Source organism: Nocardioides pacificus (genome assembly GCF_054775955.1).
On the sequence record NZ_BAAHCI010000015.1, the window covers coordinates 714,891 to 736,685 of the forward strand.

Genomic DNA, 21,795 nt, shown 5'->3' on the forward strand with positions numbered 1-21,795 from the left:
GACGGCCGTGGAGCACGGGCGTCGCCGCACGTTCTGCGACCGCTGCTCCCGCGAGCACCTGCGAGCGATCGAGGGCAAGCTCGACAGCGAGCACTGGTAGCTCAGCGCGTCAGCCGACCGCCAGCTCCTCGGCCCAGCTGCACCCGCAGCGCGGATGCCGCAGCCACCGCTGGGGCTCCAGGTGCAGAGCGGGCGTCACCAGCACGCTCGCCGACCAGGTGCTGGGTCGTCCGCCGTCGACCCAGGTGAGCAGGTCCCGGGCCGCCCAGGCCACGGCCAGCGACACCAGGGACGGGTCGGCCGGCTCGGGCACGGCCGCCTCGCGCGCCGCGACGTACTGCTCGAGGACCAGGGCGTGGGCGCTGTCGCGGTCACGCTGGTGGGCGTCGAGGCAGCGCAGGCACGCGGTCCGGCCGGGGAGCACGAACGGGCCCACCCGGACCTGTCCCTCGACCAGCGCGACGAGCAGATGGGCGCGCCCGTCGTGGTGCCAGGCGTCGAGCCGCTCCCGCTGCGGCTCCCCGAGCGTCATCAGCAGCTCGGCCATCGGGGCTGCGGTGGCGCGTCCTCGGGGCGGTGCCACTGACAGCCCGGCGAGCTCGAGCAGCCGGGAGATCTCGTCGCGCCACGGCTGCGGTGCCTGCAGCCGCACCCAGGTGGTGGCTCGGCGGTGCAGCACCCGAGGCGCGTCGGCGCCGGACTCGGTGAACAGTGCGGCCACGGCCCGTCGTCGCAGCGGGTCGGAGGGGAGCGTGGACAACAGGGCGTCCCCGTCGACGACCAGGCCGGCGTCGAGCAGCGCACGGCAGCAGGCGATCGCCACGTGGCTGTGCGGGTCCGGATGCCGTCCCTCGCGCAGCGCCTCCAGGCAGCCACGCACCTCCGGCACGTCGGCCACCACGACGCGCCGCTCAGGGTCGAGCCCGACCTGCAGGTGGTGCCGATCACGCCGGGTCAGCAGCACGCCGGGGGCCAGCATCGGCCGGGGTGGCCAGGCCGGCAGGGCCGACGGGGGGTCTGAGGAGGGTGCTGCGGAGGGGGCGGCGGGCATGCCGGCACCCTGCCACGACCGGACGCGACGCGCGCCCGCTCATCCACAGCCCGCCGACCCGTCACTGCCTCGACCGACACGCCGGGGAAAGGTCGAGGCAGTGACGGGTCGGCGGAAATGCGTACGGCGGCGCCACCCTGGTCGGGTGACGCCGCCGTGCAATTCGTGGGCGGTGCTACTTACGCCTTGCCGAGAATGCGGTTCAGGTTCGTCGAGCACACGGGGCAGACGGCCTTGGCCATCCGGGTCCCCTTGTCGTTGACCTTGACCTCGCCCTCAGCCTCGCGCTTCTCCTTGCACTTCACGCAGTAGAACTCGCCGCTCCAGGTCTCCGCCATGACGGCCTCCTTGCCTTCGTTAACTCGGGTCGTCGCGACGGGGATTAGGGGAAGCCCGCCGGGGTCCGGGGCCTTGCGACAGCCGAACCGTGGGGAAGCGTACGCCACAGCGGCCCGCAGGCGTGGGAGGCAGGCCGCGGGGCCGGAGCGGGTGGCTACGCTGCGGCCCATGTCCGACTACCCCCATCTGCGCCTCGAGCGCCCCTCCGAGGGCGTCGCCCTGCTCGTCCTCGACAACCCCGAGCGACGCAACGCGATGTCCGACGAGATGACCGCCTCCTGGGTCCGCGCCATCGACGAGCTGGCCGCGGACGCCTCCGTGCGCGCGGTCGTCGTCACCGGCGAGGGAGCCGGGTTCTGCTCCGGCGGCGACACCAGCTGGCTGGCCAGCGAGCCCGACGCGAGCGTCGATGAGCTGCGCACCCGGATGATCGGCTTCTATCGCGCCTGGCTCTCGATCCGCCGCCTCGAGGTCCCGACCATCGCGGCGATCAACGGCGCCGCCATCGGTGCGGGGCTGTGCGTGGCGCTCGCCTGCGACATCCGGTACGCCGCTGCCGGCGCCAGGCTGGGCGCGCCGTTCGTGAAGCTCGGGCTGCACCCGGGGATGGCCGGCACCCACCTGCTCCCCGACGTCGTCGGAGCCGCCGCTGCCCGCGACCTGCTGCTCACCGGCCGCCTGGTGCAGGACGAGGAGGCGCTGAGCCTGGGCCTCGTCTCGCGCGTGCTCGACCCGGCGAGCTTCCGTGAGGAGGTGCTGGCGACCGCGGCCGAGATCGCCGCCACCGCGCCGCTCGCCAGCCGGCTCACCAAGCTCGCCCTCGCCGGCGGTGGACACGGCGACCTCGAGAGCGCCCTGCAGTGGGAGGCGCTCGCCCAGCCGGTCACGATGGCCACCGAGGATCTGCAGGAGGGCATCCGGGCCGTGCAGGAGAAGCGCCGCCCGGTGTTCCGCGGGCATTGAACCGCCCCATGGGACGCCGGGCGGGGCCCGGGACGAGAAGAGGCCCCCGGCCGGTGAGTCCGACACTTGCCTTCCCCTTGCGAGTGTCGGACGCCGGCACGAGGGCCTCGTCGCGCACACGCTAGGAGAGGACGGCCCGCGGGGTCAACGCAGGTTTGTCCACTCCTGTGGATAACCCTGTGGAAAAGATGTGCACTCTGGCGGATTCCGGTGGAGGAAGGTCCCCAGATCTGGGGATGACACGGGACGGCCGGGCCGACTTCAAGGTCGCGTACACCGCTGACCAGTCACAATGCAGTGCAGGCCCTGTGGACGAGGATTGATCGGGAGGACATCGGCGTGTCGCGACGGGTGGACGAGACCACGGATGGCAGGGGGAAGGCGTACGACGCGGGCCCGGTGGCCGCGCTTCGCCGGATCGCGTTCCTCCTCGAGCGGGGTCGCGAGGACACCTACAAGGTCAAGGCGTTCCGCTCCGCTGCGTCCGCGCTGCTCCCTCTCGATGCCGAGGAGGTGGCCGTCCGAGTGGAGGCCGGCACCCTCACCGAGCTGACCGGGATCGGCGCGAGCACCGCGAAGGTGATCACCGCGGCCGTGCGCGGCGTCGTACCGGACCGGCTGGAGAGCCTGGAGGCCGAGCACGCCGGCCCGCTGACCGCCGGTGGTGCGGAGCTCCGGGCCGCGCTGCGCGGCGACCTCCACTCCCACTCGGACTGGTCCGACGGCGGCTCGCCGATCGAGGAGATGGCGTTCACCGCCATGGAGCTCGGTCACGACTACCTCGTCCTCACCGACCATTCGCCGCGGCTCACGATCGCGCACGGCCTGAGCGCGGAGCGGCTGCGCCGCCAGCTCGACGTGGTCGACGCCGTCAACGACCACCTGGGGGACGGCGGCTTCACACTCCTCAAGGGGATCGAGGTCGACATCCTCGACAACGGCGACCTCGACCAGACACCGGAGCTGCTCGACCGGCTGGACGTGCGGGTCGCCAGCGTGCACTCCAAGCTCGCGATGGACGCCGACGCGATGACGCGGCGGATGGTCAACGCCGTCCGCAACCCCCACACCAACGTGCTCGGGCACTGCACCGGCCGGCTGGTGACGGGCGGGCGGGGGACTCGCAAGGAGTCGCAGTTCGACGCGCGGACCGTCTTCGAGGCCTGCGCCGAGCACGGCGTGGCTGTCGAGATCAACGCTCGACCCGAGCGTCGGGACCCGCCCGGTCGGCTGATCGAGCTGGCCCGCGACCTCGGCTGCCTGTTCTCGATCGACAGCGACGCCCACGCTCCCGGACAGCTCGACTTCCAGGTCTATGGGTGCGAGCGGGCCGAGGAGCTGGGCATTCCGGCCGAACGGATCGTCAACTCTTGGCCCAAGGAGCGCCTCCTGGACTGGGCGAACGGCTAGCGTGCTGCCATGCCCGAGATCGAGGTCCGTCGCTCCAAGCGACGCCGCCGCACGGTCTCGGCCTATCGCGAGGGCGACCGGATCATCGTCCTGGTGCCCGAGAGCCTGAGCCAGGCCCAGGAGGCCCAGTGGGTCGACAAGATGGTCGCCCGCCTCGAGCGCTCCGAGGCACGCAAGCGGCCCTCCGACGACGCGCTGCTGCAGCGGGCGCGCCACCTGAGCAACCTCTACCTGGGTGGCATGGCTCAGCCCGACTCGGTGCGCTGGGTGGCCAACCAGCGCTCACGCTGGGGCTCGTGCACGCCCGGTGACCGGTCCATCCGACTCTCCACGCGGCTGCGCGGGATGCCGTCGTGGGTCGTCGACTACGTCCTCGTCCACGAGCTGGCGCACCTCATCGAGGCGCAGCACGACGAGGCGTTCTGGGCCTGGGTGGACCGCTATCCCAAGGCCGAGCGCGCCCAGGGCTACCTGCTCGGCTTCTCCGCGGCCAGCCACCTGGGGTCGGTGCCCGGCGAGGAGGACACGGCCGAGGAGTTCGACGACGGCGCCTCCACGCGCGGCTGACCCGCCTCCGCGCGGCGGGCGGCGGCCAGGGAGACCAGCTCGACCAGGTCCGGCTCGGGGTCGGGGAGCGCGTCGGCCGGCCACCAGCGCAGGGCCAGCGACTCGTCGCTGATCACGTGCTCGGCCTCGGGGCGCGCCACCGCGACGAACCGGACGTCGAGGTGGTGCACCCCGCCCCGGGCGTCGCAGAACGGTACGGCGTGCTCGCTGAGCTGCACCGGCACCGGATCCAGCGCCAGATCGTCGATGCCGGACTCCTCGGTCGCCTCCCGCAGGGCGGCCCCGGCCAGCGTCGCGTCACCGTCCTCGCAGTGCCCGCCGAGCTGGAACCACCGACGTGCCTTCGCGTGCAGGGTCAGCAGCACGTGCGTGCCGTCGGCAGACACCACCAGCGTGCTGGCCGTGATGTGGTCGGGGTACGACGCGCGCGTCAGGCCGTCGGGCCGGGCCCGCAGGTGCGCGACGTACCGCTCGCGCTGGCGGGCCTGCTCCTCGCTCGGCGGGGTCCAGGCCTCGAGGGTGGCGAGGGCGTCCGCGTGCAGCCCTCCGGCGCCGGGAGGGCCCGCGGGCGGAGAGGCGGCGCTCACTCGGGCTTGTCGCCGTCGAGCAGCTTCTTCAGCTCGGCGTCGAAGTCGTCCTCGGTGAGCGCCTCGGGGGCGGAGGCGTCCTCGCGGAAGCCGAGCGGGTCGTCGAGGTCGGCCGCGGTGGGCAGCAGGTCGGGGTGCATCCAGACGCCGTCGCGGGCCTCGGCGCCCTGGCGGGTGCGCAGCGAGCCCCACAGCGTGGAGGCGTCGCGCAGTCGACGGGGTCGCAGCTCGAGGCCGACGAGCGAGGCGAATGTCTGCTCGGCGGGTCCACCGGCCGCGCGGCGGCGTCGTACGGCCTCCTGCATTTTGGTGGCCGCCGGCATCCGCTCGGCGGTGGCCTGGCCGACGACCTCGTCGACCCAGCCCTCGACCAGGGCAAGGGTGACCTCGAGACGCTGCAGGGCGGCGTCCTGGGCGGGGGAGCGGGGGATCTCGAAGAGACCGCCCTCCATCGCCTCCATCATCGCCTGGGGGTTGCTCGGGTCGAAGCCGCGCATCTGCTCCTCGAGGCGCGACTGCATGCCCTCGACGTCGATCTCGCTGCCGCGGGCGAAGTCGGTGACCGCCCCGATCAGGTGCTCGCGCAGCCACGGGACGTGGGCGAAGAGACGCTGGTGGGCGGCCTCGCGCAGGGCGAGGTAGAGCAGCACGTCGTCATAGCCCACGTCGAGACCGTCGGCGAACTCCGCGATGTTGGCCGGGACCAGTGCGGCGCGGCCGGCCGGCCCGAGCGGCAGACCGATGTCGGAGGCGGTGAGGACCTCGCCGGCCAGGGCGCCGAGCCCGGAGCCGAGCTGGGTGGCGACCATCGCTCCGGTCGCCTTGCCGAGCATGCCGATCAGCGGACCGGCCAGGGCCTGGGCCTCCTCGGGCAGCGCCTTCCCGAGTCCCTGGACGGCTGCGAGGGCGATCGGCTCGACCAGGCCCTTCCACACGTCGGTGGTGCCCACGATCCACTCGGCGCGGCTCCACGCGGCCGTCGAGGTGACGCCGGACGGGAAGCCCGTGGCGGCGTCGAGCCAGTGGTCGGCCAGCCGCACGGAGTCGGCGACGGCGTCGCTCTGCTTCGACGTGGGCGCGGGGTCGGGGGTGGCCGCGACCGCCTTGCGCGCCATGTCGAGGGCGTGGTCCCAGTTGATCGGGCCGTCGTGCGGCTGCATCAGCGACTGGACCTGGGCCATCAGCTGGTTGAGGTCGGGCATGCCCGGGATGTTGGGCATCGAGCCACCCGCGGCGTTGGGGTTGAAGCCGAACCCGAAGCCCGGCCCCCCGGGCGTGCCGGAGCCCGCCCCGGAGCCGAACATGCCTGCGCCGAACGCACCGAAGAGCTGCTCGAAGGGCGTGCCCTTGAACGGGTTCTGGCCGGCACCGGAGTCGTCGCCGGACTCGTCGCCGGGGAGCTTGTCGGGGCCGTCGCCGGGGTTGTCGCTCATGGGGTCAACGGTACGCGCCGCGACAAGACGTCCGCGGCCCCCGCAGTGCGCGGTCTAGGCTGGTGCGGGTGAGCACCACACCCCCCTCCGGTCCCCTTACCTCCGCAGCGGTTCGCCTGGTCGACCTGCGAGAGGTCCCCCTGGACGTCGCGGAGGTCCTCGCCTCCCTCGACGACGACGCGGCCGGCGGCCTGACCCTCTTCGTCGGTCGGGTGCGCGACCACGACGGCGGACGCGGCGTGGACGGGCTGGACTACAGCGCCCACCCCACGGCTCTGGCGCGACTGCGCGCGGTGTGCGAGGAGGTGGCCGCCGAGTACGACGTGCACGGCGTCGCCGCCGTGCACCGGGTCGGGACGCTCGCCATCGGGGACATCGCCGTGGTGGTGGCGACCACCTCGGCCCACCGTGACGAGGCGTTCCGGGCCTCGCGGGCGCTCATCGACACCCTCAAGGCGGAGGTCCCGATCTGGAAGCACCAGCGCTTCGGCGACGGGGACGAGGAGTGGGTCGGCACCCCCTGACGGGCGTTTCTGCCGCGGATGGGGCCCGCGGCTGCCTAGGCTGGGGGAGTGGAGATCCTCTTCTGGCTGCTGCCCCCCGTCCTGGTGACGGTGCTGGCGATGGTCTGGGTGTCCTGGTTCGGCCGCGAGGGCCGTGGCGAGGTGGACCGAGACGTGGCGGTGGCCCGACTCGAGACCGCGCTGCGCAAGCCGCTTCCCGGGCGGGTGAGCACCGGGCCGCTCCCGGCGCGCGACCGCAGCACCGGGATCGCCGTACGCCCCTCGAGGGTGACCTCGCGCGAGAGGTGAGCCGGCCGCTGCGACGCCTCCGGGCCGGGGCTTTGCCGCATGATGAGAGGCTTGCGTCATGAATCAGCGCACGCTCGCCGCGATCGTCGCGGCGCCGTTGGTGATCGGCCTGTGGGTGTGTGCGTTCGTGCTGCCGTTGCCCTACGTCACCTACCAGCCCGGACCGACGGTCGACGTGCTGGCGGAGACCGACGGCGAGGAGATCATCGAGGTCACCGGGCACGAGACCTACCAGAGCGACGACGGCTCCGACGGCGAGCTGCGGATGACGACCGTGTCGGTCACGCGGGTCGGTGACCGGGTCAGCCTGGTCGACGCGATGCTGGCGTGGTTCGACGAGGACGAGGCCGTCTATCCCTACGACTCCGTCTATGCCCCGGACGAGACGCCGGAGTCGTCGCGCCGGGAGTCGGCGGTGCAGATGGTGACCTCGCAGGACACGGCGACGGCGGTCGCGCTCACGGAGCTGGGCTATGACCTCGAGCCGGCGCTGCGGGTGAGCGGGGTGAGCGAGGGCATGCCCGCCGACGGCGTGCTCGAGGTGCGCGACATCCTGCTCGAGGTCGAGGGCGAGCCGATCAAGAACGGCGACGAGGTCGTCGCGGCGGTGAACGGCGCCGACGGCGAGCCGGTCGAGCTGAAGATCCGGCGAGGTGGCGAGGACCGGACGGTCGAGGTCACGCCGCGCGAGGTCGAGGGCAAGCCGCTGATCGGCATCGAGATGGGGGTCGGCTACCGCTTCCCCTTCGATGTCGAGGTCAACATCCCCGACCAGATCGGCGGCCCGAGCGCCGGGCTGATGTTCTCCCTGGCCATCTATGACAGCCTCACGCCCGGCTCGCTGACCGGCGGCAGGATCGTGGCCGGCACCGGCACGGTCGACGCCGAGGGGGCCGTGGGGCCGATCGGCGGCATCCAGCAGAAGATCGTCGGGGCCCGCGAGGCGGGGGCCGAGCTCTTCCTGGTGCCACCCGCCAACTGCGCGGACGCGCTCGGAGCGCCGGCCGACGGCATCCGACTGGTCCGCGCCGAGACCATGCACGACGCACGCGAGGCCATCGAGGCCTGGGCCGAGGACGCGGACGCGGACCTGCCCACCTGTACCGAGGAGAGCTGAGTGACGCACGACCCCGAGACCAGCCCGTCCCCAGATTCGAATGAGGCGCACGTGATTCAGCCACCCCCCGTCGACGACCCCGAGATCATCGGTCCCGATGCGAGCGGCTTCGACGTGGACCCGGCGCTGGCGTCGGCCGTCCTCGAGATCGAGAGTCACATCGCCGCCGAGGGCTGGGACCAGCCCGGACGGCTCTACGCCCTGGTCGACACGGCCACGCTGGTGCAGGCCGAGCCGGCGCTGGCCGAGGCCATGGGGCTCGACGAGTCGAGCGCGGAGGGCTCGCTGACCGCGATCGAGCAGGACCAGCTCACGCCCGGTCAGCTCCTCGAGCAGGTGCTGGAGACGATCACCTGGCCCGCGCAGGTCGCCGGCTGTGCGGCCGTCGTGGAGCGGCTCGTGCTGCCACCGGAGATCGACGACGAGGTGCCCGACGACGCGCTCGCCGCGCAGGAGTTCGCCCGCCAGCACCCGCTGCGCCAGGAGGTGCGGATGGTCGCCGGCGTGACGCGAGCCGGCGCGACGTACTGCGCGCTGCGGCTGCGCTCGCACGATGACGACCAGTCCGTGGTGGGTGGGGCCGACCTGGTCCCGGCGCTGCTGCAGATGCTGAGCACCACACTCGAGGAAGAGGATCGATGAGCGACATGTTCGGCGACGGCGCGAAGGCCGGGCGCCCCGCACCCGGCCCCCAGCCCGCACCGGGACGCTCCCGGGCACTGCTGATCACGGCGGTCGTGCTGGTGTTGGCCTTCCTGGCCCTCACCGGCATCTCGTCGTTCTGGACCGAGCGGCTGTGGTTCCGCTCGCTGGACTACGGCAGCGTCTTCACCACCCTGCTGTGGACCCGGGTCGGGCTCTTCCTGATCTTCGGCGCCGTGATGGTGGCGGCGGTGGCGGTCAACCTCTACCTCGCCTACCGCTTCCGCCCGCTCTTCCGGCCGCCTTCCCCCGAGCAGTCGAGCCTGGAGCGCTACCGCGAGGCCGTGCACCCGGTCCGGCTGTGGCTGCTGATCGGCATCTCGTCGCTGATGGGCGTCTTCGCCGGCACCTCCGCTGCGGGGCAGTGGCGGGAGTACCAGCTGTGGCGCAACGGTGGGGAGTTCGGCTCGACCGACGCTCAGTTCGGTCGCGACATCGGCTTCTATGTCTTCGACCTGCCGTGGCTGCACTTCCTCGTCGACTTCTCGATGGCCGTCCTGGTCGTCTCCCTGATGGCCGCGGCGGTCGTGCACTACGTGTACGGCGGGATCCGGCTGCAGGGGCGCGGTGACCGGCTCACCCCGGCCGCGCAGGCGCAGCTGTCCGCGCTGCTGGGTCTCTTCGTGCTGGTCAAGGCGCTGGACTACTGGCTGGATCGCTTCGACCTGACCAGCGACAGCGGGGGGCTCTTCACCGGGCCGACCTACACCGACGTGCACGCTGTGCTGCCGGCGAAGAACATCCTCGCCGGGATCGCGCTCATCTGCGCCGTGCTCTTCTTCCTCAACGTCTGGCGCCGCACCTGGCTGCTGCCCTCCATGGGCCTGGCGATGCTGGTGCTCTCCGCGGTGCTGCTGGGGATGATCTGGCCGGCCATCGTCCAGAAGTTCCAGGTCGACCCCTCGGAGGCCGACAAGGAGGAGAAGTACCTCGCCCGCAACATCGAGGCGACGCGCACGGCGTACGACATTGACGACGCGGAGATCGAGGCGTTCTCCGGCGAGACCGACGTGACCGCGCAGACGGCGACCGAGAAGGGCGCGCTGGCGCGCTCCGCGATCAACAGCCCTGGCATCCGGCTGGTGGACCCGCAGGTCGTGCAGCAGACGTTCGAGCAGCGCCAGCAGGTGCGTGGCTACTACTCGGTGGCCGACGTGCTCGACGTGGACCGCTACCAGATCGGCGGCCAGGAGCGCGACGTCGTGCTGGGCGTGCGTGAGCTGGACCAGTCCGGCATCACCGCCAGCAGCCAGAACTGGGCCAACCTGCACACCGTCTACACCCACGGGTACGGCGTGATCGCCGCCTTCGGCAACCAGCGTCCGGCCGACAACGAGGCCACCGTGCAGGGCGATGAGCCGGCCTGGGCCGAGGAGAACCTCCCGCCCACCGGCGAGCTGACCAACCTGACCGAGGACGGCTACGAGGGCCGGATCTACTTCGGCGAGAAGTCGCCGCAGTACTCCATCGTCGGGAAGTCCTCGGAGGACGCCGGCGACATCGAGCTCGACCTGCCCGGCAACTCCGGGGACGACATCGACCGCGCCACGACGTACGACGGGGAGTCCGGTGTCGGGATCGGCAACTTCTTGAACAAGCTGCTCTATGCCGTGAAGTTCGGGGAGCCCAACCTGGTCCTGTCGGGTCGCGTGCACGAGAACTCCAAGATCCTCTACGACCGTGACCCGGCGCTGATGGTGGAGAAGGTCGCGCCCTGGCTGACCGTCGACAGCGACCCGTTCCCCGCGGTCGTCGACGGTCGTGTGGTGTGGCTGCTGGACGGCTACACCACCACCGACCAGTACCCGATGTCGGAGAAGGAGTCGTTCGAGGAGATGACCGACGACTCGCTCGCGAGCGAGTCGGCGTTCCAGACACTGCCGACCGACCAGATCAACTACATGCGCAACGCGGTCAAGGCGACGGTCGATGCCTACGACGGCACCGTCACGCTCTATGAGTGGGACGAGGAGGACCCGATCCTGGAGGCGTGGACCAAGGCCTTCCCTGACACGGTCGAGCCCAAGGCGGAGATCCCCGAGGCGATCCTCGAGCACATGCGCTATCCCGAGGACCTGTTCAAGGTGCAGCGCTACCAGCTCGGGGCCTATCACGTGGAGGACGCGAGCGACTTCTACGAGGCCAACGACCGCTGGGAGGTCCCGGCCGACCCGAACAACACGGCCAGCCTGCAGCCGCCGTACCGGCTCTCGGTGCCGGCCGGCACCGAGCAGGACCGGTTCTCGCTGACGTCGGTCTACACGCCGGCCAACCGGGAGAACCTCGCTGCGTTCGTGTCCGTGGACGCCGACGCTGCCGAGGATGGCTACGGCACGATCCGGGTGAAGCGACTGGGTGACTCCAGCCAGGTCTTCGGGCCCGGGCAGATCGCCAACCAGATCCAGTCCGACGAGGTCGTCACCGACGCGCTGTTCCCCTTCCGCCAGGGGAGCACCAAGGTCGTCAACGGCAACCTGCTGACGCTCCCGGTGGGCGAGGGGCTGCTCTACGTCCAGCCGCTCTACACGCTGCGCACCACCGGTGACGGCAACTTTCCCGTCCTCCGGTTCGTCGCCGTCTCGTTCGGTGACAACAACGTGGGCATCGGCAAGACCCTCGGCGAGGCGATCTTCGACGTGCTCGGGCTGACGGGCGACCCGGGCGACACCCCGGACGGCGAGGAGCCGACGACCACGCCCGACACCGGCGGCGGTGACAACGGAGACGCGCCGCTCACCGGCACGGTCGCCCAGCAGGTGCGTCAGCTGCTCACCGAGGCCGACGCGCTGTACGACGAGGCTGACGCGGCGCTCGCCGACGGCGACCCCTCGCTGTGGGCTGAGAAGTCGCGCGAGGCCCAGGCGAAGGTCGAGGAGGCGATCGAGAAGGCGCTCGCCGAGACCGAGGAGGCGCCCGGCGAGGGTGCTGGTCAGGGTGCTGGTCAGGGTTCGGGGGACGACGCAGGGGGCGCCGACGACGCCGGGTGACCGGGGTCACGGGGGCTCGATTTGGCACCTCTCCGCGTCTGACGTAATGTTCTGTTCAGCGACGCGGGGTGGAGCAGTTCGGTAGCTCGCTGGGCTCATAACCCAGAGGTCGCAGGTTCAAATCCTGCCCCCGCTACCACGTGGAAGAGGCCCTCACAGTTCCTGTGAGGGCCTCTTCCTTTTATGCTGCACTGTGCGCCCGTGACCCGCAGGGTTCGTGCTACCTCACGCGCGTGGGTCGGGAGCGATCCTCGTCGGTGCCGTCGCCAAGTTGGCCGAAGAGGTTCTTGCCCCAGCAGAGCGCACGATCGTCGTCATGGATGGCGCAGCTGTGATCGCCGCCGCTCGTGACCGCTCTCCAACCGCCGGACAACTGCCGAGGCGTCCCCACGAAGTCGAAGGCCTGGACGCCGTCGCCGAGCTGGCCGAAGCCCCGCCATCCCCAGCACCACAGGCTGCCGTCCGCCTGCCGGGCGCAGGTGTGACTCTGGGAGACGCTGATCGCGGTCCAGGTGCCGGCGGTGCCGACCTGGTTCGGGGTCAATCGTTCTTGGGCGGCGTCGCCGTCGCCGAGCTGGCGGTAGTCGTCGCTGCCCCAGCACCAGGCGGTGCCCTCGGTGCGTACTGCGCAGGTGTGCGACATCCCGGCGGCAACCTGTGCCCAGCTGGTGCCGGAACCGACCTGGACGGGGGAGGCCCGCGGGCTCCTGTCGCCGAGCCCCAGCTCCCCGTAGAAGTTGCGTCCCCAGCACCACAGGGTGCCGCTGGTGCGTACGGCGCAGGTGTGCGACTTGCCGACGGAGACCTGCTTCCAGGTGCTGCCCGCACCCACCCTCTGCGGAGAGGAGGCGAAGTCGAGCGAAGGCGCGACGGGGGAGCTCTGACCGGTGCCGATCTGCCCGAACTCATAGCTGCCCCAGCACCACAAGGTGCCCGGGTGACGGATGCCGCAGGTCGCACCGCCCCCGGCGGAGACGTCGGTCCAGTCGGTGGCGTTGCCTACACGGCCGGGGGCGAAGCCGGCGAAGAGGTCGCCGGCACCTTGGGTGCGCCCGAGCTGACCGGTGGCGTGGGACCCGAAGCACCACAGCGAACCCGTTCCGCGGAGACCGCAGGTGTAGTTCTCCCCGGTGATCCGTCCATCACCGACGTCGATCCGGCGCCAGTCCGAGCCCACCTGCACCCTGGCCGCCCTGCTGCGGTCGTTGGTGTCTCCGACGCCGAGCTCCCGGTCGGCGTTGCGACCCCAGCACCAAGCCGCACCGTCGCTCTTGACCCCGCACGTGTGGTCGGCCGACGCATCGAGCTGGACCCAGGAGGTCCGGATCGTGAGTCTCTTCGCCCGGGTGGCCAACGGCTTGAGCGCACCGCGTCTCGTGGCGAGCGCGCGGTATCTGTGGGTTCCGGACACCGGGGCGGTGAATCGGAAGGACGCTGTGCCTCGCCGGGTCTGCCGTGCAGCGACCACCTTGACCCATCGCTTTCCGTTCCGGCGTTGCAGCAGGACCTTGCGACCCCTGGCCTTCGGTGTGAACCTCGCCGAAGCCGAGATCGCGGCACGTGGCGGCGATGTCCTGGGCAGGGTCAGCGCCCCGGACTGCCGGGCAGGCTTCAGCAAGGCGGGTGCCATCTCGGCGGCTGACGTCGAGGGTCTTGCCACAGCGGCCTGTGCGAGCGCTCCGGCCAGTAGAGCGAGGAACGTGAGCGCGACGACAGCTCGTGCGATGTGAAGTGCGGGTGACGGCATCGGGGCTCCCAACAGGGCATGAGTGGTGTGCCTCGGCACGCTAGAGGGCGAGTCGGCGCCCACCCGCTCTTGCGAGCGGAGTTCCCCTACTCTCATGACGATGAAGGTCAGGGACTCCCGGGGGAGGGTGTGGCGCGTCTCGCGGCGCTGGCTGCCGTGGCGACGCCGCGGTGACTTCTCCGACAGCGCCGACGGTCTTGAGCTCCTCGACGCCGATGCAGACGACCCGATCGGCTGCGTGATCTGGCTCGTCGGGCTGGTGCTGGTGGTCCCGACCCTGCTCCTGGTCGCGATCGGGCTGGCCTTCAGCATCATCGAGTTGGCCCTGCTCGTCGTCCTGCTGCCCTTCGCGGTCTTCGGGCGGATCCTGTTCGGGCGGCACTGGCACGTGGAGGTGCGGCACGGGTTCGAGCGCATCTGGGAGACCGACGCCGGCAACTGGGGTGCCAGCCGGGAGGCCATCGCGGCGAACGCCGAGCTGCTGCGTCGCGACGAGCACCCTGCGCAGCGCCTGGTCCCGGAACCGGCGCCTGCCGGGCGACCGGCTGGGCGACGGGCCGGCCCTGGTGGGCGGCACGCGCGGCGTGATCGGCCACGTGGTGAGGACGCCTAGGGTGGTCGCGTGAGCGACGCCCAGAGTTCCGTGACGACGGGCACCGACGCCGCTGCGCGGGGGTCGCGCCGTCGTGAGCGCACCCGTTCGCTGCTGCTCGACGCCGCGGAGCTGCTGATGTCGGAGCGCGCGCCCGAGGAGATCCGCATCGAGGACGTGGCCGCCGAGGCTGGAATCTCGCCCGCCTCGGTCTACGTCCACTTCGGCACCAAGGACGCACTGCTGGCGGCGGTGACCGAGCGGGTGCTGGCCGTGGCCACGGCGGCCCTGCGCACGGCGTACGCCGCGCAGACCTCGCCGCTCGAGCGCTTCGCCGGCGTCGGCGCGGCCTACCTGCGACTCCTCCTCGACCACCCCGCCGTGGTGAAGTACCTGACCGTCACCGGCGAGCGCGGCCCGCGCACGCCGGTCGAGGACGAGGTCGTCGCAGGCTTCAGCCAGCTCCGACGGGAGTTCGAGCAGAGCATCCGCGACGCCGTGGAGACGGGCGCGATCCGGCAGGTCGACCCCGAGCTGATGTCGTACTTCCTCTTCGGCGCCTGGAACGGCGTGGCCGCGCTGGCCCTGCGCCGGGACGCCCTGGTGCTGTCGCCCGAGCGCGTCGAGCTGGCGGTGATCGAGGCCGGGCTGGTGCTGCTCGAGGGGCTCATCGTGGAGCCGGCCACCGACTGATTCGCGCCCTTCGTTGGCGCCGGGGCGCATGAGCGAGTTAACTAGAGCCTGACTCCAGATAGCCCCTCGCCCGAAAGCGACCCTCATGACGCAGACCGCAACGCCCGTGACCCCGAGCCCCGAGTCGGCCCCCGAGACCTGGGACGTCGTGGTCGTGGGCGCCGGCCCGGGCGGGCTCACCTGCGGCGCCTATCTCGCCGCCAACGGCAAGCGGGTGCTGGTGCTCGAGGCCAACCAGGTGGTCGGCGGCAGCACCCAGGTCTTCCGCCGTGCGGGCAACAAGTTCGAGTTCGATGTCGGCACCCACTACGTGGGTGAGTGCGGCCCCGGCGGGCGGATGCAGAACGCGCTCTCGGGCCTCGCACTGACCGAGCGGATCAAGTGGCTGCGCCAGCGCCCGGAGGGTCACTGCCAGATCATGATCCCGGGCACGACGTTCCAGACGCCGACCGGCTGGGACACCTACCTCGAGCGCCTGGTCGCCGCCTTCCCCGACGAGGAGGCCGGTCTGCGCCGCTGCGTCAGGATCATGCGGATCATCTCCGCCGGCGAGAGCCCGCGCCTGCGGCCCTTCATGCTGCTGCGCTGGGGCGTGCGGCCGATCACGACGCTGATGGCCGCGTGTGGTCTCAGCGCCGACGCGCAGGCGGTGATCCTGGCGGAGAACGGCGACTACACCTGGCCCCCGCACCGCACGCCGACCGCCATGCACGCGGGCTTCCTGCACCACTACCTCCAGGCCGGTGCCTACTACCCGCGTGGTGGCGGCCAGGTGATCGGCGCGCACCTGACCGACGTGATCCAGACCCACGGGGGGAAGGTCCGCACCAAGGCGCGGGTCGAGGAGATCCTGATCGAGGACGGCCGCGCGGTCGGCGTCCGGTTGCGCGGGGGAGAGGAGATCCGCTCCGACGTCGTCGTCTCCGCCGCGGACTTCAAGAAGACTTGGGCCGAGCTGGTCGGCGAGCAGCACCTGACCCGGCGGCTGCGGCGCCGGCTGAAGAACCTCGAGATGACGCTGCCGATGTTCGCGGTGTACGTCGCGCTCGACGTCGACCTGCGTGAGCGAGACACCCCGCCGCTGGCCTGGGTGTGGCCGACCAACGACGTCGACGGCTACTACCGCGAGGTCGCCGCCGGGCGCTGCCCCGAGCTGATGCCGGTGGGGATCAGCTGCCCCACGGCCAAGGACCCCGAGGGGACGCACTCCGCGCCTCCCGGCTACTCGACGCTCGAGCTGGTGAGCTGGGCACCGAAGGACCACGAGTTCTGGAACGTCTCGACCAGCCCCGCGGACGGCGGCAGCTATGGCCGCGACGAGCGCTACCTCCAGCTCAAGGAGGAGCTCACCCAGCGGGTGCTCGACACCGCCGAGCTGATGATCCCCGACCTGCGGGAGCGGATGGTCTTCTGCGAGGCGTCCACGCCGATTACCCAGGAGCGGTTCACGCTCACCACCGACGGCTCCTGCTACGGCATCGCCCCGCTGCTGAGGAACCTCGGCCCGTTCCGGCCCCGCGTCACCACGCATATCCCGGGCCTCTTCCTGGCCGGCGGCAGCACCGAGCACATGTTCGGCATCAACGCCACGATCCACGGTGGCATGGGCACTGCCGGTGCCGTGCTCGGGCGGGACCTCTTCCAGGAGGTGCGCGACGGCGCGGTCTTCGTGGACGAGGCCCTGCTGACGGAGATCACCGACGACTTCGACCCGCTGCTCGCGTCCAAGCCCGGGTCCGTCATCCGTCGTCCGGTGCGCCGTCGTCCCGGAGCTGCTGCGGCGAGTCGCTGAGCGAGGAGCGGCCGAGGGTGAACTGGTCCCACGCGTCGATGTAGGCGCGGCTCTCCGACCCGAGCACCGAGGCCAGGGTGGAGCCCGAGAGACGTGCGCCCGAGACAGCGTTCGCCAGTGCCTCCAGCAGTCCCGTCGCGATGCCGGTGCTCAGCTCATCGTCGGCTCTCGCCAGGTAGTGCTCGACCAGCTCGAAGGCGCGGGCGCGCTCGGCCTCCTCCAGGGACGGGAGCACCCGTGCCAGGGTGTGCCCCAGGTATCCCAACCACACGATGGCGAGCTCGTGGTCCGGCTCGGGGTCCTCGTCGTCCACGCGGAGCGCGTCGGGGAGGACAGGTGCCGCGCGGTAGAGCGCTCGGACGAACTCGTCGAGGTCTCGCATCGGGTTCTCCTTCGTCGCCGTGCAGGGCGTCGCCGTGCAGGGCATTGTGCCTGTCGCGACCGGGGCTCGCTGCCGTCCTGGTCTCGACCTATAGCCCGCTGCGGCGTGCTCGCACGTGCTGACGGAACAGGTCGGCGGCCGGCAGCAGGCGTCGGCTCCGTGACCATGCCGCGCCGACCTCGCGGTGCGCACCGGCGTCGGTGATCCGCACGAGAGTCTCGGCCCCGCCCGCCGGGGCGGTGCGCCGCAGGGGCACGGGTACGACGGCGACGCCGAGGCCGGCCTCCACGAACCCCCGGACCACCGCCAGGTCGTCGCCCTCGAAGGACACTCGCGGAGTGAACCCGGCGGCCGCGCAGAGCCTCTCCGTGAGCGAGCGGAGCTCCCAGGAGGAGCGCAGCATCACGAACTCCTCGTCGGCGACCTCGGCGAGCCCCACCTCGGACCGACGCGCCAGGGGGTGGCTGGTCGGCACGGCCAGCGCCAGTGGCTGGGAGACCAGGTGGTCCCAGTGGACCTCGGGATTCTTGGGGCGACGTGCGGTGAACTCGAGGTCGACCAGTCCCTCGGCGACCAGTGACGACCCCACGGCATCGTCCGAGGCGCGCAGCCGGAACTGCACGCCGGGGTGCGCCTGACGGAACTCGCTGACCAGGGTGGGGATGAGCCAGGTGCCCAGGGACAGCTGGAAGGCGATCGAGACCGTTCCGGTCTCGGGGTCCATCAGCTCGGCGACGGCTGCGAGCCCGTCGTCGAGACGGTGGAGGACGGCGTCGGCGTGCCGTTTGAACGTGATCCCGGCGTGCGTCGGTCGCAGCACCCGCCCGGTCCGGTGGAGCAGGGGTGCGCCGACGTCGCTCTCGAGGCGGGAGAGTGCCCGGGACACCGCCGGCTGGCTGACCCCGAAGATCTGCGCCACCTCGGTGACGGTGACGCCGTCGACGACCTGTTGGAACCAACGCAGGGACTCGGTCTCCATATGCATAACCATAACGCATGGGTTTGGGGGCGAACCTACATTGGACGCATGGCTTTGCCCCGAGGACACTGGTCTCATGACCACCACTCACCTGAACCCCACTGTCCGCACCTCGCTCGCCCAGTCCTGGACGAACGCCCTCGACGGCCTCCGCCAGCGTCGTCAGACCGCCGCCGCTCGCCGTGAGCTGGAGCGCCAGCTCGCGTCGTACACCACCAACGCGGAGGTCAACGACCTGCTCGCCTCGCTCCAGGGCCAGGACGAAGCCAGCGTCGACGTGATCCGCGAGATCGTCGTGGAGAACGTGCTCGCCAGCCAGCGCTGAGGCCCCGCTTCACCGCCTCGCGTTCCACCGATCCCACCCCCGGCCCCCACCTCCTGTGGGGGCTGCTGCCATTTCCCGAGATGGGTCCTTAGCAGACGGCGCCGGGCGCCGATTCTTTAGGCTCGGCTGGGAGAGCAGCGTCACCCGGGGCACGGACCTTCGGCCCCTGCAATTAATGTCTTTGCCTTCCTACGGTGAGAGCGACTCCCGAACACGGAGCCATCGCCGAACCGCCAGGAGTGGCCATGTCGTCAGTTCCACCCATCGTCGCCTCCGCACTGGAGACCTCCGTGCGACGACGCAGCTTCGTGAAGTGGAGCGCGGCCGCCGGTGGTGCGGCAGCGGTCACCGGCGGGGCGGGCTACGGCCTGCTGCCGCTCGTGGCTGCCGACGACGAGGCCGGCGGCGAGCAGAAGGTCGTGTGGAGCGCGTGCATGGTCAACTGCGGCAGCCGCTGTCCGCTCCGGCTGGTCGTCGAGGACGGCCGGATCGTGCGGGTGCTGGCCGACGACACGGGTGACGACGAGCTGGGCAGCCAGCAGATCCGAGCCTGCGTGCGCGGGCGGTCAATCCGGCACCGCATCTACAACCCCGATCGGCTGAAGTACCCGATGCGCCGGGTCGGGAAGCGCGGCGAGGGCAAGTTCGAGCGGATCTCCTGGGAGGAGGCGCTCGACGAGATCGCCTCGCGGCTGAAGAGCACGATCGACGAGCACGGCAACGAGTCGGTCTACATCAACTACGGCACCGGCACCCTCGGCGCCACGATCGCGACCAGCTGGCCGCCCGGCAGCACGGCGGTCGCGCGGCTGATGAACTGCGTCGGCGGCTACCTCAACCACTACGGCGACTACAGCACCGCCCAGATCGCCGGCGCCTACCCCTACTTCTACGGGGGCTGGACGCCGTCGAACAGCTTCGACGACGCCGTGAACTCCAAGCTCGTCGTGATGTGGGGCAACAACCCCCACGAGACCCGGATGAGCGGCGGCGGCGAAGTCTTCGTCACCCAGCGCGCCAAGCAGCTCAGCGGCGTCAAGGTCATCGTCATCGACCCCCGCTACACCGACACCGCCGTCACGATCGCGGACGAGTGGGTCCCGATGCGACCCGGCACCGACACCGCGCTGGTCGCCGGGATGGCGCACGTGATCCTCAGCGACGACCTCCAGGACCAGGCGTTCCTCGACACCTACTGTGTCGGGTTCGACGAGAAGACGCTGCCGAAGTCGGCGAAGCCCGGGAGCTCCTACCGCTCCTACGTGATGGGCGAGGGACCGGACGGCCTGGCCAAGACGCCCGAGTGGGCGGCGACCATCACCGGGGTGCCGGCGGACACCATCGCCCGCCTCGCCCGCGAGATCGCGCTGGCCAAGCCGTGCAGCATCACCCAGGGCTGGGGCCCGCAGCGCCACGCCAACGGGGAGAACACCTCGCGGGCGATCTTCACCCTCGCCTGTCTGACCGGCAACATCGGCATTCCCGGCGGCGGCACCGGCGGACGCGAAGGCGCCTACAACCTCCCGATGTCGGTCTTCCCCACGCTCACCAACCCCGTGGAGACCGCGATCTCGGTCTTCGGGTGGACCGACGCGATCGTCCGCGGCCCCGAGATGACCGCTCTGGCCGACGGCGTGGTCGGCAAGGACAAGCTCGACGTCCCGATCAAGTTCATCTGGCAGTACGCCGGCAACGCGCTGGTCAACCAGCACGGTGACATCAACCGGACCTCGGAGATCCTGGCCGACGACTCCCTGTGCGAGACGATCGTGGTGATCGAGAACCAGATGACGGTCTCCGCGAGGTACGCCGACATCCTGCTGCCCGACACCTCCACCGTGGAGCAGGTCGACCTGGCCAGCCAGGGCAGCGCGGGCAACCTCGGCTACACGATCTTCGCCGACCAGGCGATCGAGCCGATGTGGGAGTGCCGCCCGGTCTACGACATGTGCACCGAGCTGGCCCGCCGGCTCGGCGTGGAGAGCGAGTTCACCGAGGGCAAGACCCAGGAGGAGTGGCTGCGCCAGATCGTCAAGGAGAGCCAGGCCGCGATCCCGGGCCTGCCCGACTTCGACGAGCTGCGCACGCTGGGGATCTGGAAGCAGGCCAACCCCGACGGCTCGATCGTCCCACTGGCCGACTTCCGAGCCGATCCGAGGAAGAACCCGCTGGAGACGCCGTCGGGACTCATCGAGATCTACTCCGAGCGGCTCCAGGAGCTGTCGGACACCTGGGAGCTGCCCGAGGGCGACCACATCACGGCGGTGCCGGAGTACTACCCGACGTGGGAGGGCTCCGAGGAGGCGGCCGCCAGCACCTCGCACCCGCTGCAGCTGATCGGGCACCACTACAAGCAGCGCACCCACTCGACGTACGGCAACGTCGACTGGATGAAGGAGGCCCACCCGCAGATGGTGTGGATCAACAGTCGCGACGCTCAGGAGCGGGGGATCGAGCAGAACGACAAGGTGCAGGTGTTCAACGACCGAGGACGCATCGAGATCGTCGCGCACGTGACTCAGCGGATCGCGCCCGGCGTGGCCTCGGTGCCGCAGGGAGCCTGGTTCACCCCACGGGCCGACGGTGTCGACACCGGCGGATGCACCAACACCTTGACCAGCCTCCGCCCGTCACCGTTGGCCAAGGGCAATGCCCAACACACCACCCTGGTTCAGATCGAGAAGGCGTGATCATGGCAAAGCAGCTTGGCTTCTACGTTGACCAGCAGTTCTGCACCGGGTGCAAGGCGTGCCAGGTGGCCTGCAAGGACAAGAACGACCTGCCGCTGGGCATCAGCTGGCGACGGGTGGTGGAGTACTCCGGCGGGTCCTGGAGCGGCGACGAGCAGGCGAAGACCTTCGAGTCGAACGTCTTCACCTACTACACGTCGATCTCGTGCAACCACTGCGAGGACCCCATCTGCGTCAAGGTGTGTCCCACCAGCGCCATGCACAAGGGCGACGACGGCGTGGTGACCATCGACTCGGACAAGTGCGTGGGCTGTCGCTACTGCGAATGGGCCTGCCCCTACTCGGCGCCGCAGTTCGACGCCGACGCGGGAGTGATGACCAAGTGCGACTTCTGCGCCGACTACCTCGCCGACGGCAAGGAGCCCGCCTGCGTGGCCTCCTGCCCCTCGCGGGTGCTGAAGTTCGGTGACATCGACGAGCTGCGCGCCGAGTACGGCGCCGTGGCCGACGTCGAGCCGCTGCCGGACTCCGACATCACGAAGCCGAACCTGGTCATCCGCCCCCACCGCAACGCCCAGCGCTCCGGCGAGGGCAGCGGCGAGATCGCCAACCCCGAGGAGATCTGAC

21 protein-coding genes and 1 tRNA gene are annotated in these 21,795 nt (G+C 70.9%); 15 read left to right on the forward strand and 7 right to left on the reverse strand.

The window, feature by feature from the left end; genetic code table 11:
* Nucleotides 1-109 precede the first annotated feature (109 nt).
* Entirely contained in the window at nucleotides 110-1,051 is a 942-nt protein-coding gene (locus ACYU7L_RS21870; protein WP_460801026.1) for a TOMM precursor leader peptide-binding protein, read from the reverse strand.
* Nucleotides 1,052-1,230: 179 nt separating this feature from the next.
* Nucleotides 1,231-1,389, reverse strand: coding sequence for a DUF5679 domain-containing protein (locus ACYU7L_RS21875; protein ID WP_091115022.1), 159 nt, complete (start codon nucleotides 1,387-1,389; stop codon nucleotides 1,231-1,233).
* Nucleotides 1,390-1,558: 169 nt separating this feature from the next.
* Here ACYU7L_RS21875 and ACYU7L_RS21880 point away from each other — a divergent pair, with 169 nt between their 5' ends.
* The 3 genes from ACYU7L_RS21880 to ACYU7L_RS21890 all read left to right on the forward strand — a co-directional run bounded on the left by ACYU7L_RS21880 (nucleotide 1,559) and on the right by ACYU7L_RS21890 (nucleotide 4,330).
* Nucleotides 1,559-2,353 (forward strand): enoyl-CoA hydratase/isomerase family protein, encoded by a 795-nt coding sequence (locus ACYU7L_RS21880; RefSeq protein WP_460801028.1) that lies wholly within the window; start codon nucleotides 1,559-1,561, stop codon nucleotides 2,351-2,353.
* Nucleotides 2,354-2,692: 339 nt separating this feature from the next.
* Nucleotides 2,693-3,763, forward strand: a complete 1,071-nt coding sequence (locus ACYU7L_RS21885) for a PHP domain-containing protein (RefSeq protein WP_460801030.1) — start codon at nucleotides 2,693-2,695, stop codon at nucleotides 3,761-3,763.
* 9 nt (nucleotides 3,764-3,772) lie between these two features.
* On the forward strand, nucleotides 3,773-4,330 hold the full coding sequence (locus ACYU7L_RS21890) for a M48 metallopeptidase family protein (protein WP_460801032.1): 558 nt from the start codon (nucleotides 3,773-3,775) through the stop codon (nucleotides 4,328-4,330).
* On the opposite strand, the gene ACYU7L_RS21895 is transcribed toward ACYU7L_RS21890, so the two are convergent.
* A complete protein-coding gene (locus tag ACYU7L_RS21895) occupies nucleotides 4,231-4,917 on the reverse strand; it encodes an NUDIX hydrolase (RefSeq protein ID WP_460801036.1) in 687 nt (228 codons plus the stop codon). The two genes, ACYU7L_RS21890 and ACYU7L_RS21895, sit on opposite strands and share 100 nt — an antisense overlap.
* On the reverse strand, nucleotides 4,914-6,350 hold the full coding sequence (locus ACYU7L_RS21900; protein WP_460801038.1) for a zinc-dependent metalloprotease: 1,437 nt from the start codon (nucleotides 6,348-6,350) through the stop codon (nucleotides 4,914-4,916). Before ACYU7L_RS21900 ends, ACYU7L_RS21895 begins: the two co-directional genes overlap by 4 nt.
* A 68-nt stretch (nucleotides 6,351-6,418) precedes the next feature.
* Here ACYU7L_RS21900 and ACYU7L_RS21905 point away from each other — a divergent pair, with 68 nt between their 5' ends.
* The 6 genes from ACYU7L_RS21905 to ACYU7L_RS21930 all read left to right on the forward strand — a co-directional run bounded on the left by ACYU7L_RS21905 (nucleotide 6,419) and on the right by ACYU7L_RS21930 (nucleotide 12,107).
* A complete protein-coding gene (locus ACYU7L_RS21905) occupies nucleotides 6,419-6,874 on the forward strand; it encodes a molybdenum cofactor biosynthesis protein MoaE (RefSeq protein WP_460801040.1) in 456 nt (151 codons plus the stop codon).
* Between the two features lie 48 nt (nucleotides 6,875-6,922).
* Nucleotides 6,923-7,162 carry a hypothetical protein gene (locus ACYU7L_RS21910; RefSeq protein ID WP_460801043.1) on the forward strand — a complete coding sequence of 80 codons (240 nt, stop codon included), beginning with the start codon at nucleotides 6,923-6,925 and terminating at the stop codon, nucleotides 7,160-7,162.
* A 58-nt stretch (nucleotides 7,163-7,220) separates the two neighbouring features.
* Nucleotides 7,221-8,279 (forward strand): YlbL family protein, encoded by a 1,059-nt coding sequence (locus ACYU7L_RS21915; RefSeq protein ID WP_460801045.1) that lies wholly within the window; start codon nucleotides 7,221-7,223, stop codon nucleotides 8,277-8,279.
* A 51-nt stretch (nucleotides 8,280-8,330) separates the two neighbouring features.
* On the forward strand, nucleotides 8,331-8,921 hold the full coding sequence (locus ACYU7L_RS21920) for a PPA1309 family protein (protein WP_460801047.1): 591 nt from the start codon (nucleotides 8,331-8,333) through the stop codon (nucleotides 8,919-8,921).
* Nucleotides 8,918-11,968 (forward strand): UPF0182 family membrane protein, encoded by a 3,051-nt coding sequence (locus ACYU7L_RS21925; RefSeq protein ID WP_460801050.1) that lies wholly within the window; start codon nucleotides 8,918-8,920, stop codon nucleotides 11,966-11,968. The genes ACYU7L_RS21920 and ACYU7L_RS21925 overlap by 4 nt, the downstream gene beginning before the upstream one ends.
* Before the next feature lie 62 nt (nucleotides 11,969-12,030).
* A tRNA-Met gene (locus ACYU7L_RS21930) sits at nucleotides 12,031-12,107 on the forward strand.
* A gap of 81 nt (nucleotides 12,108-12,188) precedes the next feature.
* Here ACYU7L_RS21930 and ACYU7L_RS21935 read toward each other — a convergent pair.
* Entirely contained in the window at nucleotides 12,189-13,379 is a 1,191-nt protein-coding gene (locus ACYU7L_RS21935) for an RCC1 domain-containing protein (protein ID WP_460801054.1), read from the reverse strand.
* A 436-nt stretch (nucleotides 13,380-13,815) separates the two neighbouring features.
* Here ACYU7L_RS21935 and ACYU7L_RS21940 point away from each other — a divergent pair, with 436 nt between their 5' ends.
* From ACYU7L_RS21940 to ACYU7L_RS21950, 3 genes are all read left to right on the forward strand, one after another.
* Complete coding sequence (locus tag ACYU7L_RS21940) at nucleotides 13,816-14,328, forward strand: hypothetical protein (protein ID WP_460801057.1); 513 nt, start codon at nucleotides 13,816-13,818, stop codon at nucleotides 14,326-14,328.
* Between the two features lie 9 nt (nucleotides 14,329-14,337).
* Entirely contained in the window at nucleotides 14,338-15,000 is a 663-nt protein-coding gene (locus tag ACYU7L_RS21945; RefSeq protein ID WP_460801060.1) for a TetR/AcrR family transcriptional regulator, read from the forward strand.
* An 85-nt stretch (nucleotides 15,001-15,085) separates the two neighbouring features.
* Nucleotides 15,086-16,792 carry a phytoene desaturase family protein gene (locus ACYU7L_RS21950; protein WP_460801064.1) on the forward strand — a complete coding sequence of 569 codons (1,707 nt, stop codon included), beginning with the start codon at nucleotides 15,086-15,088 and terminating at the stop codon, nucleotides 16,790-16,792.
* On the opposite strand, the gene ACYU7L_RS21955 is transcribed toward ACYU7L_RS21950, so the two are convergent.
* Nucleotides 16,740-17,174, reverse strand: a complete 435-nt coding sequence (locus tag ACYU7L_RS21955; protein ID WP_460801066.1) for a hypothetical protein — start codon at nucleotides 17,172-17,174, stop codon at nucleotides 16,740-16,742. The genes ACYU7L_RS21950 and ACYU7L_RS21955 overlap by 53 nt on opposite strands.
* An 88-nt stretch (nucleotides 17,175-17,262) precedes the next feature.
* Nucleotides 17,263-18,153, reverse strand: coding sequence for a LysR family transcriptional regulator (locus ACYU7L_RS21960; protein WP_460801068.1), 891 nt, complete (start codon nucleotides 18,151-18,153; stop codon nucleotides 17,263-17,265).
* Nucleotides 18,154-18,229: 76 nt separating this feature from the next.
* Here ACYU7L_RS21960 and ACYU7L_RS21965 point away from each other — a divergent pair, with 76 nt between their 5' ends.
* The 3 genes from ACYU7L_RS21965 to ACYU7L_RS21975 all read left to right on the forward strand — a co-directional run bounded on the left by ACYU7L_RS21965 (nucleotide 18,230) and on the right by ACYU7L_RS21975 (nucleotide 21,794).
* Nucleotides 18,230-18,478, forward strand: coding sequence for a hypothetical protein (locus ACYU7L_RS21965; protein WP_460801070.1), 249 nt, complete (start codon nucleotides 18,230-18,232; stop codon nucleotides 18,476-18,478).
* A gap of 245 nt (nucleotides 18,479-18,723) precedes the next feature.
* The gene (locus tag ACYU7L_RS21970; protein WP_460801072.1) at nucleotides 18,724-21,168 is read left to right on the forward strand and encodes a DMSO/selenate family reductase complex A subunit; all 2,445 of its coding nucleotides are present in this window, start codon (nucleotides 18,724-18,726) and stop codon (nucleotides 21,166-21,168) included.
* 2 nt (nucleotides 21,169-21,170) lie between these two features.
* Nucleotides 21,171-21,794 carry a DMSO/selenate family reductase complex B subunit gene (locus tag ACYU7L_RS21975; protein ID WP_460801075.1) on the forward strand — a complete coding sequence of 208 codons (624 nt, stop codon included), beginning with the start codon at nucleotides 21,171-21,173 and terminating at the stop codon, nucleotides 21,792-21,794.
* Nucleotide 21,795: the final 1 nt, after the last annotated feature.

Excerpts from the sequence above, each read along its gene's own strand:
- ACYU7L_RS21870 (WP_460801026.1), bottom strand. The coding sequence starts at position 1,051 with ATGCCCGCCGCCCCCTCCGCAGCACCCTCCTCAGACCCCCCGTCGGCC.
- ACYU7L_RS21875 (WP_091115022.1), bottom strand. The coding sequence starts at position 1,389 with ATGGCGGAGACCTGGAGCGGCGAGTTCTACTGCGTGAAGTGCAAGGAG.
- ACYU7L_RS21880 (WP_460801028.1), top strand. The coding sequence starts at position 1,559 with ATGTCCGACTACCCCCATCTGCGCCTCGAGCGCCCCTCCGAGGGCGTC.
- ACYU7L_RS21890 (WP_460801032.1), top strand. The coding sequence starts at position 3,773 with ATGCCCGAGATCGAGGTCCGTCGCTCCAAGCGACGCCGCCGCACGGTC.
- ACYU7L_RS21900 (WP_460801038.1), bottom strand. The coding sequence starts at position 6,350 with ATGAGCGACAACCCCGGCGACGGCCCCGACAAGCTCCCCGGCGACGAG.
- ACYU7L_RS21915 (WP_460801045.1), top strand. The coding sequence starts at position 7,221 with ATGAATCAGCGCACGCTCGCCGCGATCGTCGCGGCGCCGTTGGTGATC.
- ACYU7L_RS21925 (WP_460801050.1), top strand. The coding sequence starts at position 8,918 with ATGAGCGACATGTTCGGCGACGGCGCGAAGGCCGGGCGCCCCGCACCC.
- ACYU7L_RS21940 (WP_460801057.1), top strand. The coding sequence starts at position 13,816 with ATGAAGGTCAGGGACTCCCGGGGGAGGGTGTGGCGCGTCTCGCGGCGC.
- ACYU7L_RS21950 (WP_460801064.1), top strand. The coding sequence starts at position 15,086 with ATGACGCAGACCGCAACGCCCGTGACCCCGAGCCCCGAGTCGGCCCCC.
- ACYU7L_RS21955 (WP_460801066.1), bottom strand. The coding sequence starts at position 17,174 with ATGCGAGACCTCGACGAGTTCGTCCGAGCGCTCTACCGCGCGGCACCT.
- ACYU7L_RS21960 (WP_460801068.1), bottom strand. The coding sequence starts at position 18,153 with ATGGAGACCGAGTCCCTGCGTTGGTTCCAACAGGTCGTCGACGGCGTC.
- ACYU7L_RS21965 (WP_460801070.1), top strand. The coding sequence starts at position 18,230 with ATGACCACCACTCACCTGAACCCCACTGTCCGCACCTCGCTCGCCCAG.
- ACYU7L_RS21970 (WP_460801072.1), top strand. The coding sequence starts at position 18,724 with ATGTCGTCAGTTCCACCCATCGTCGCCTCCGCACTGGAGACCTCCGTG.
- ACYU7L_RS21975 (WP_460801075.1), top strand. The coding sequence starts at position 21,171 with ATGGCAAAGCAGCTTGGCTTCTACGTTGACCAGCAGTTCTGCACCGGG.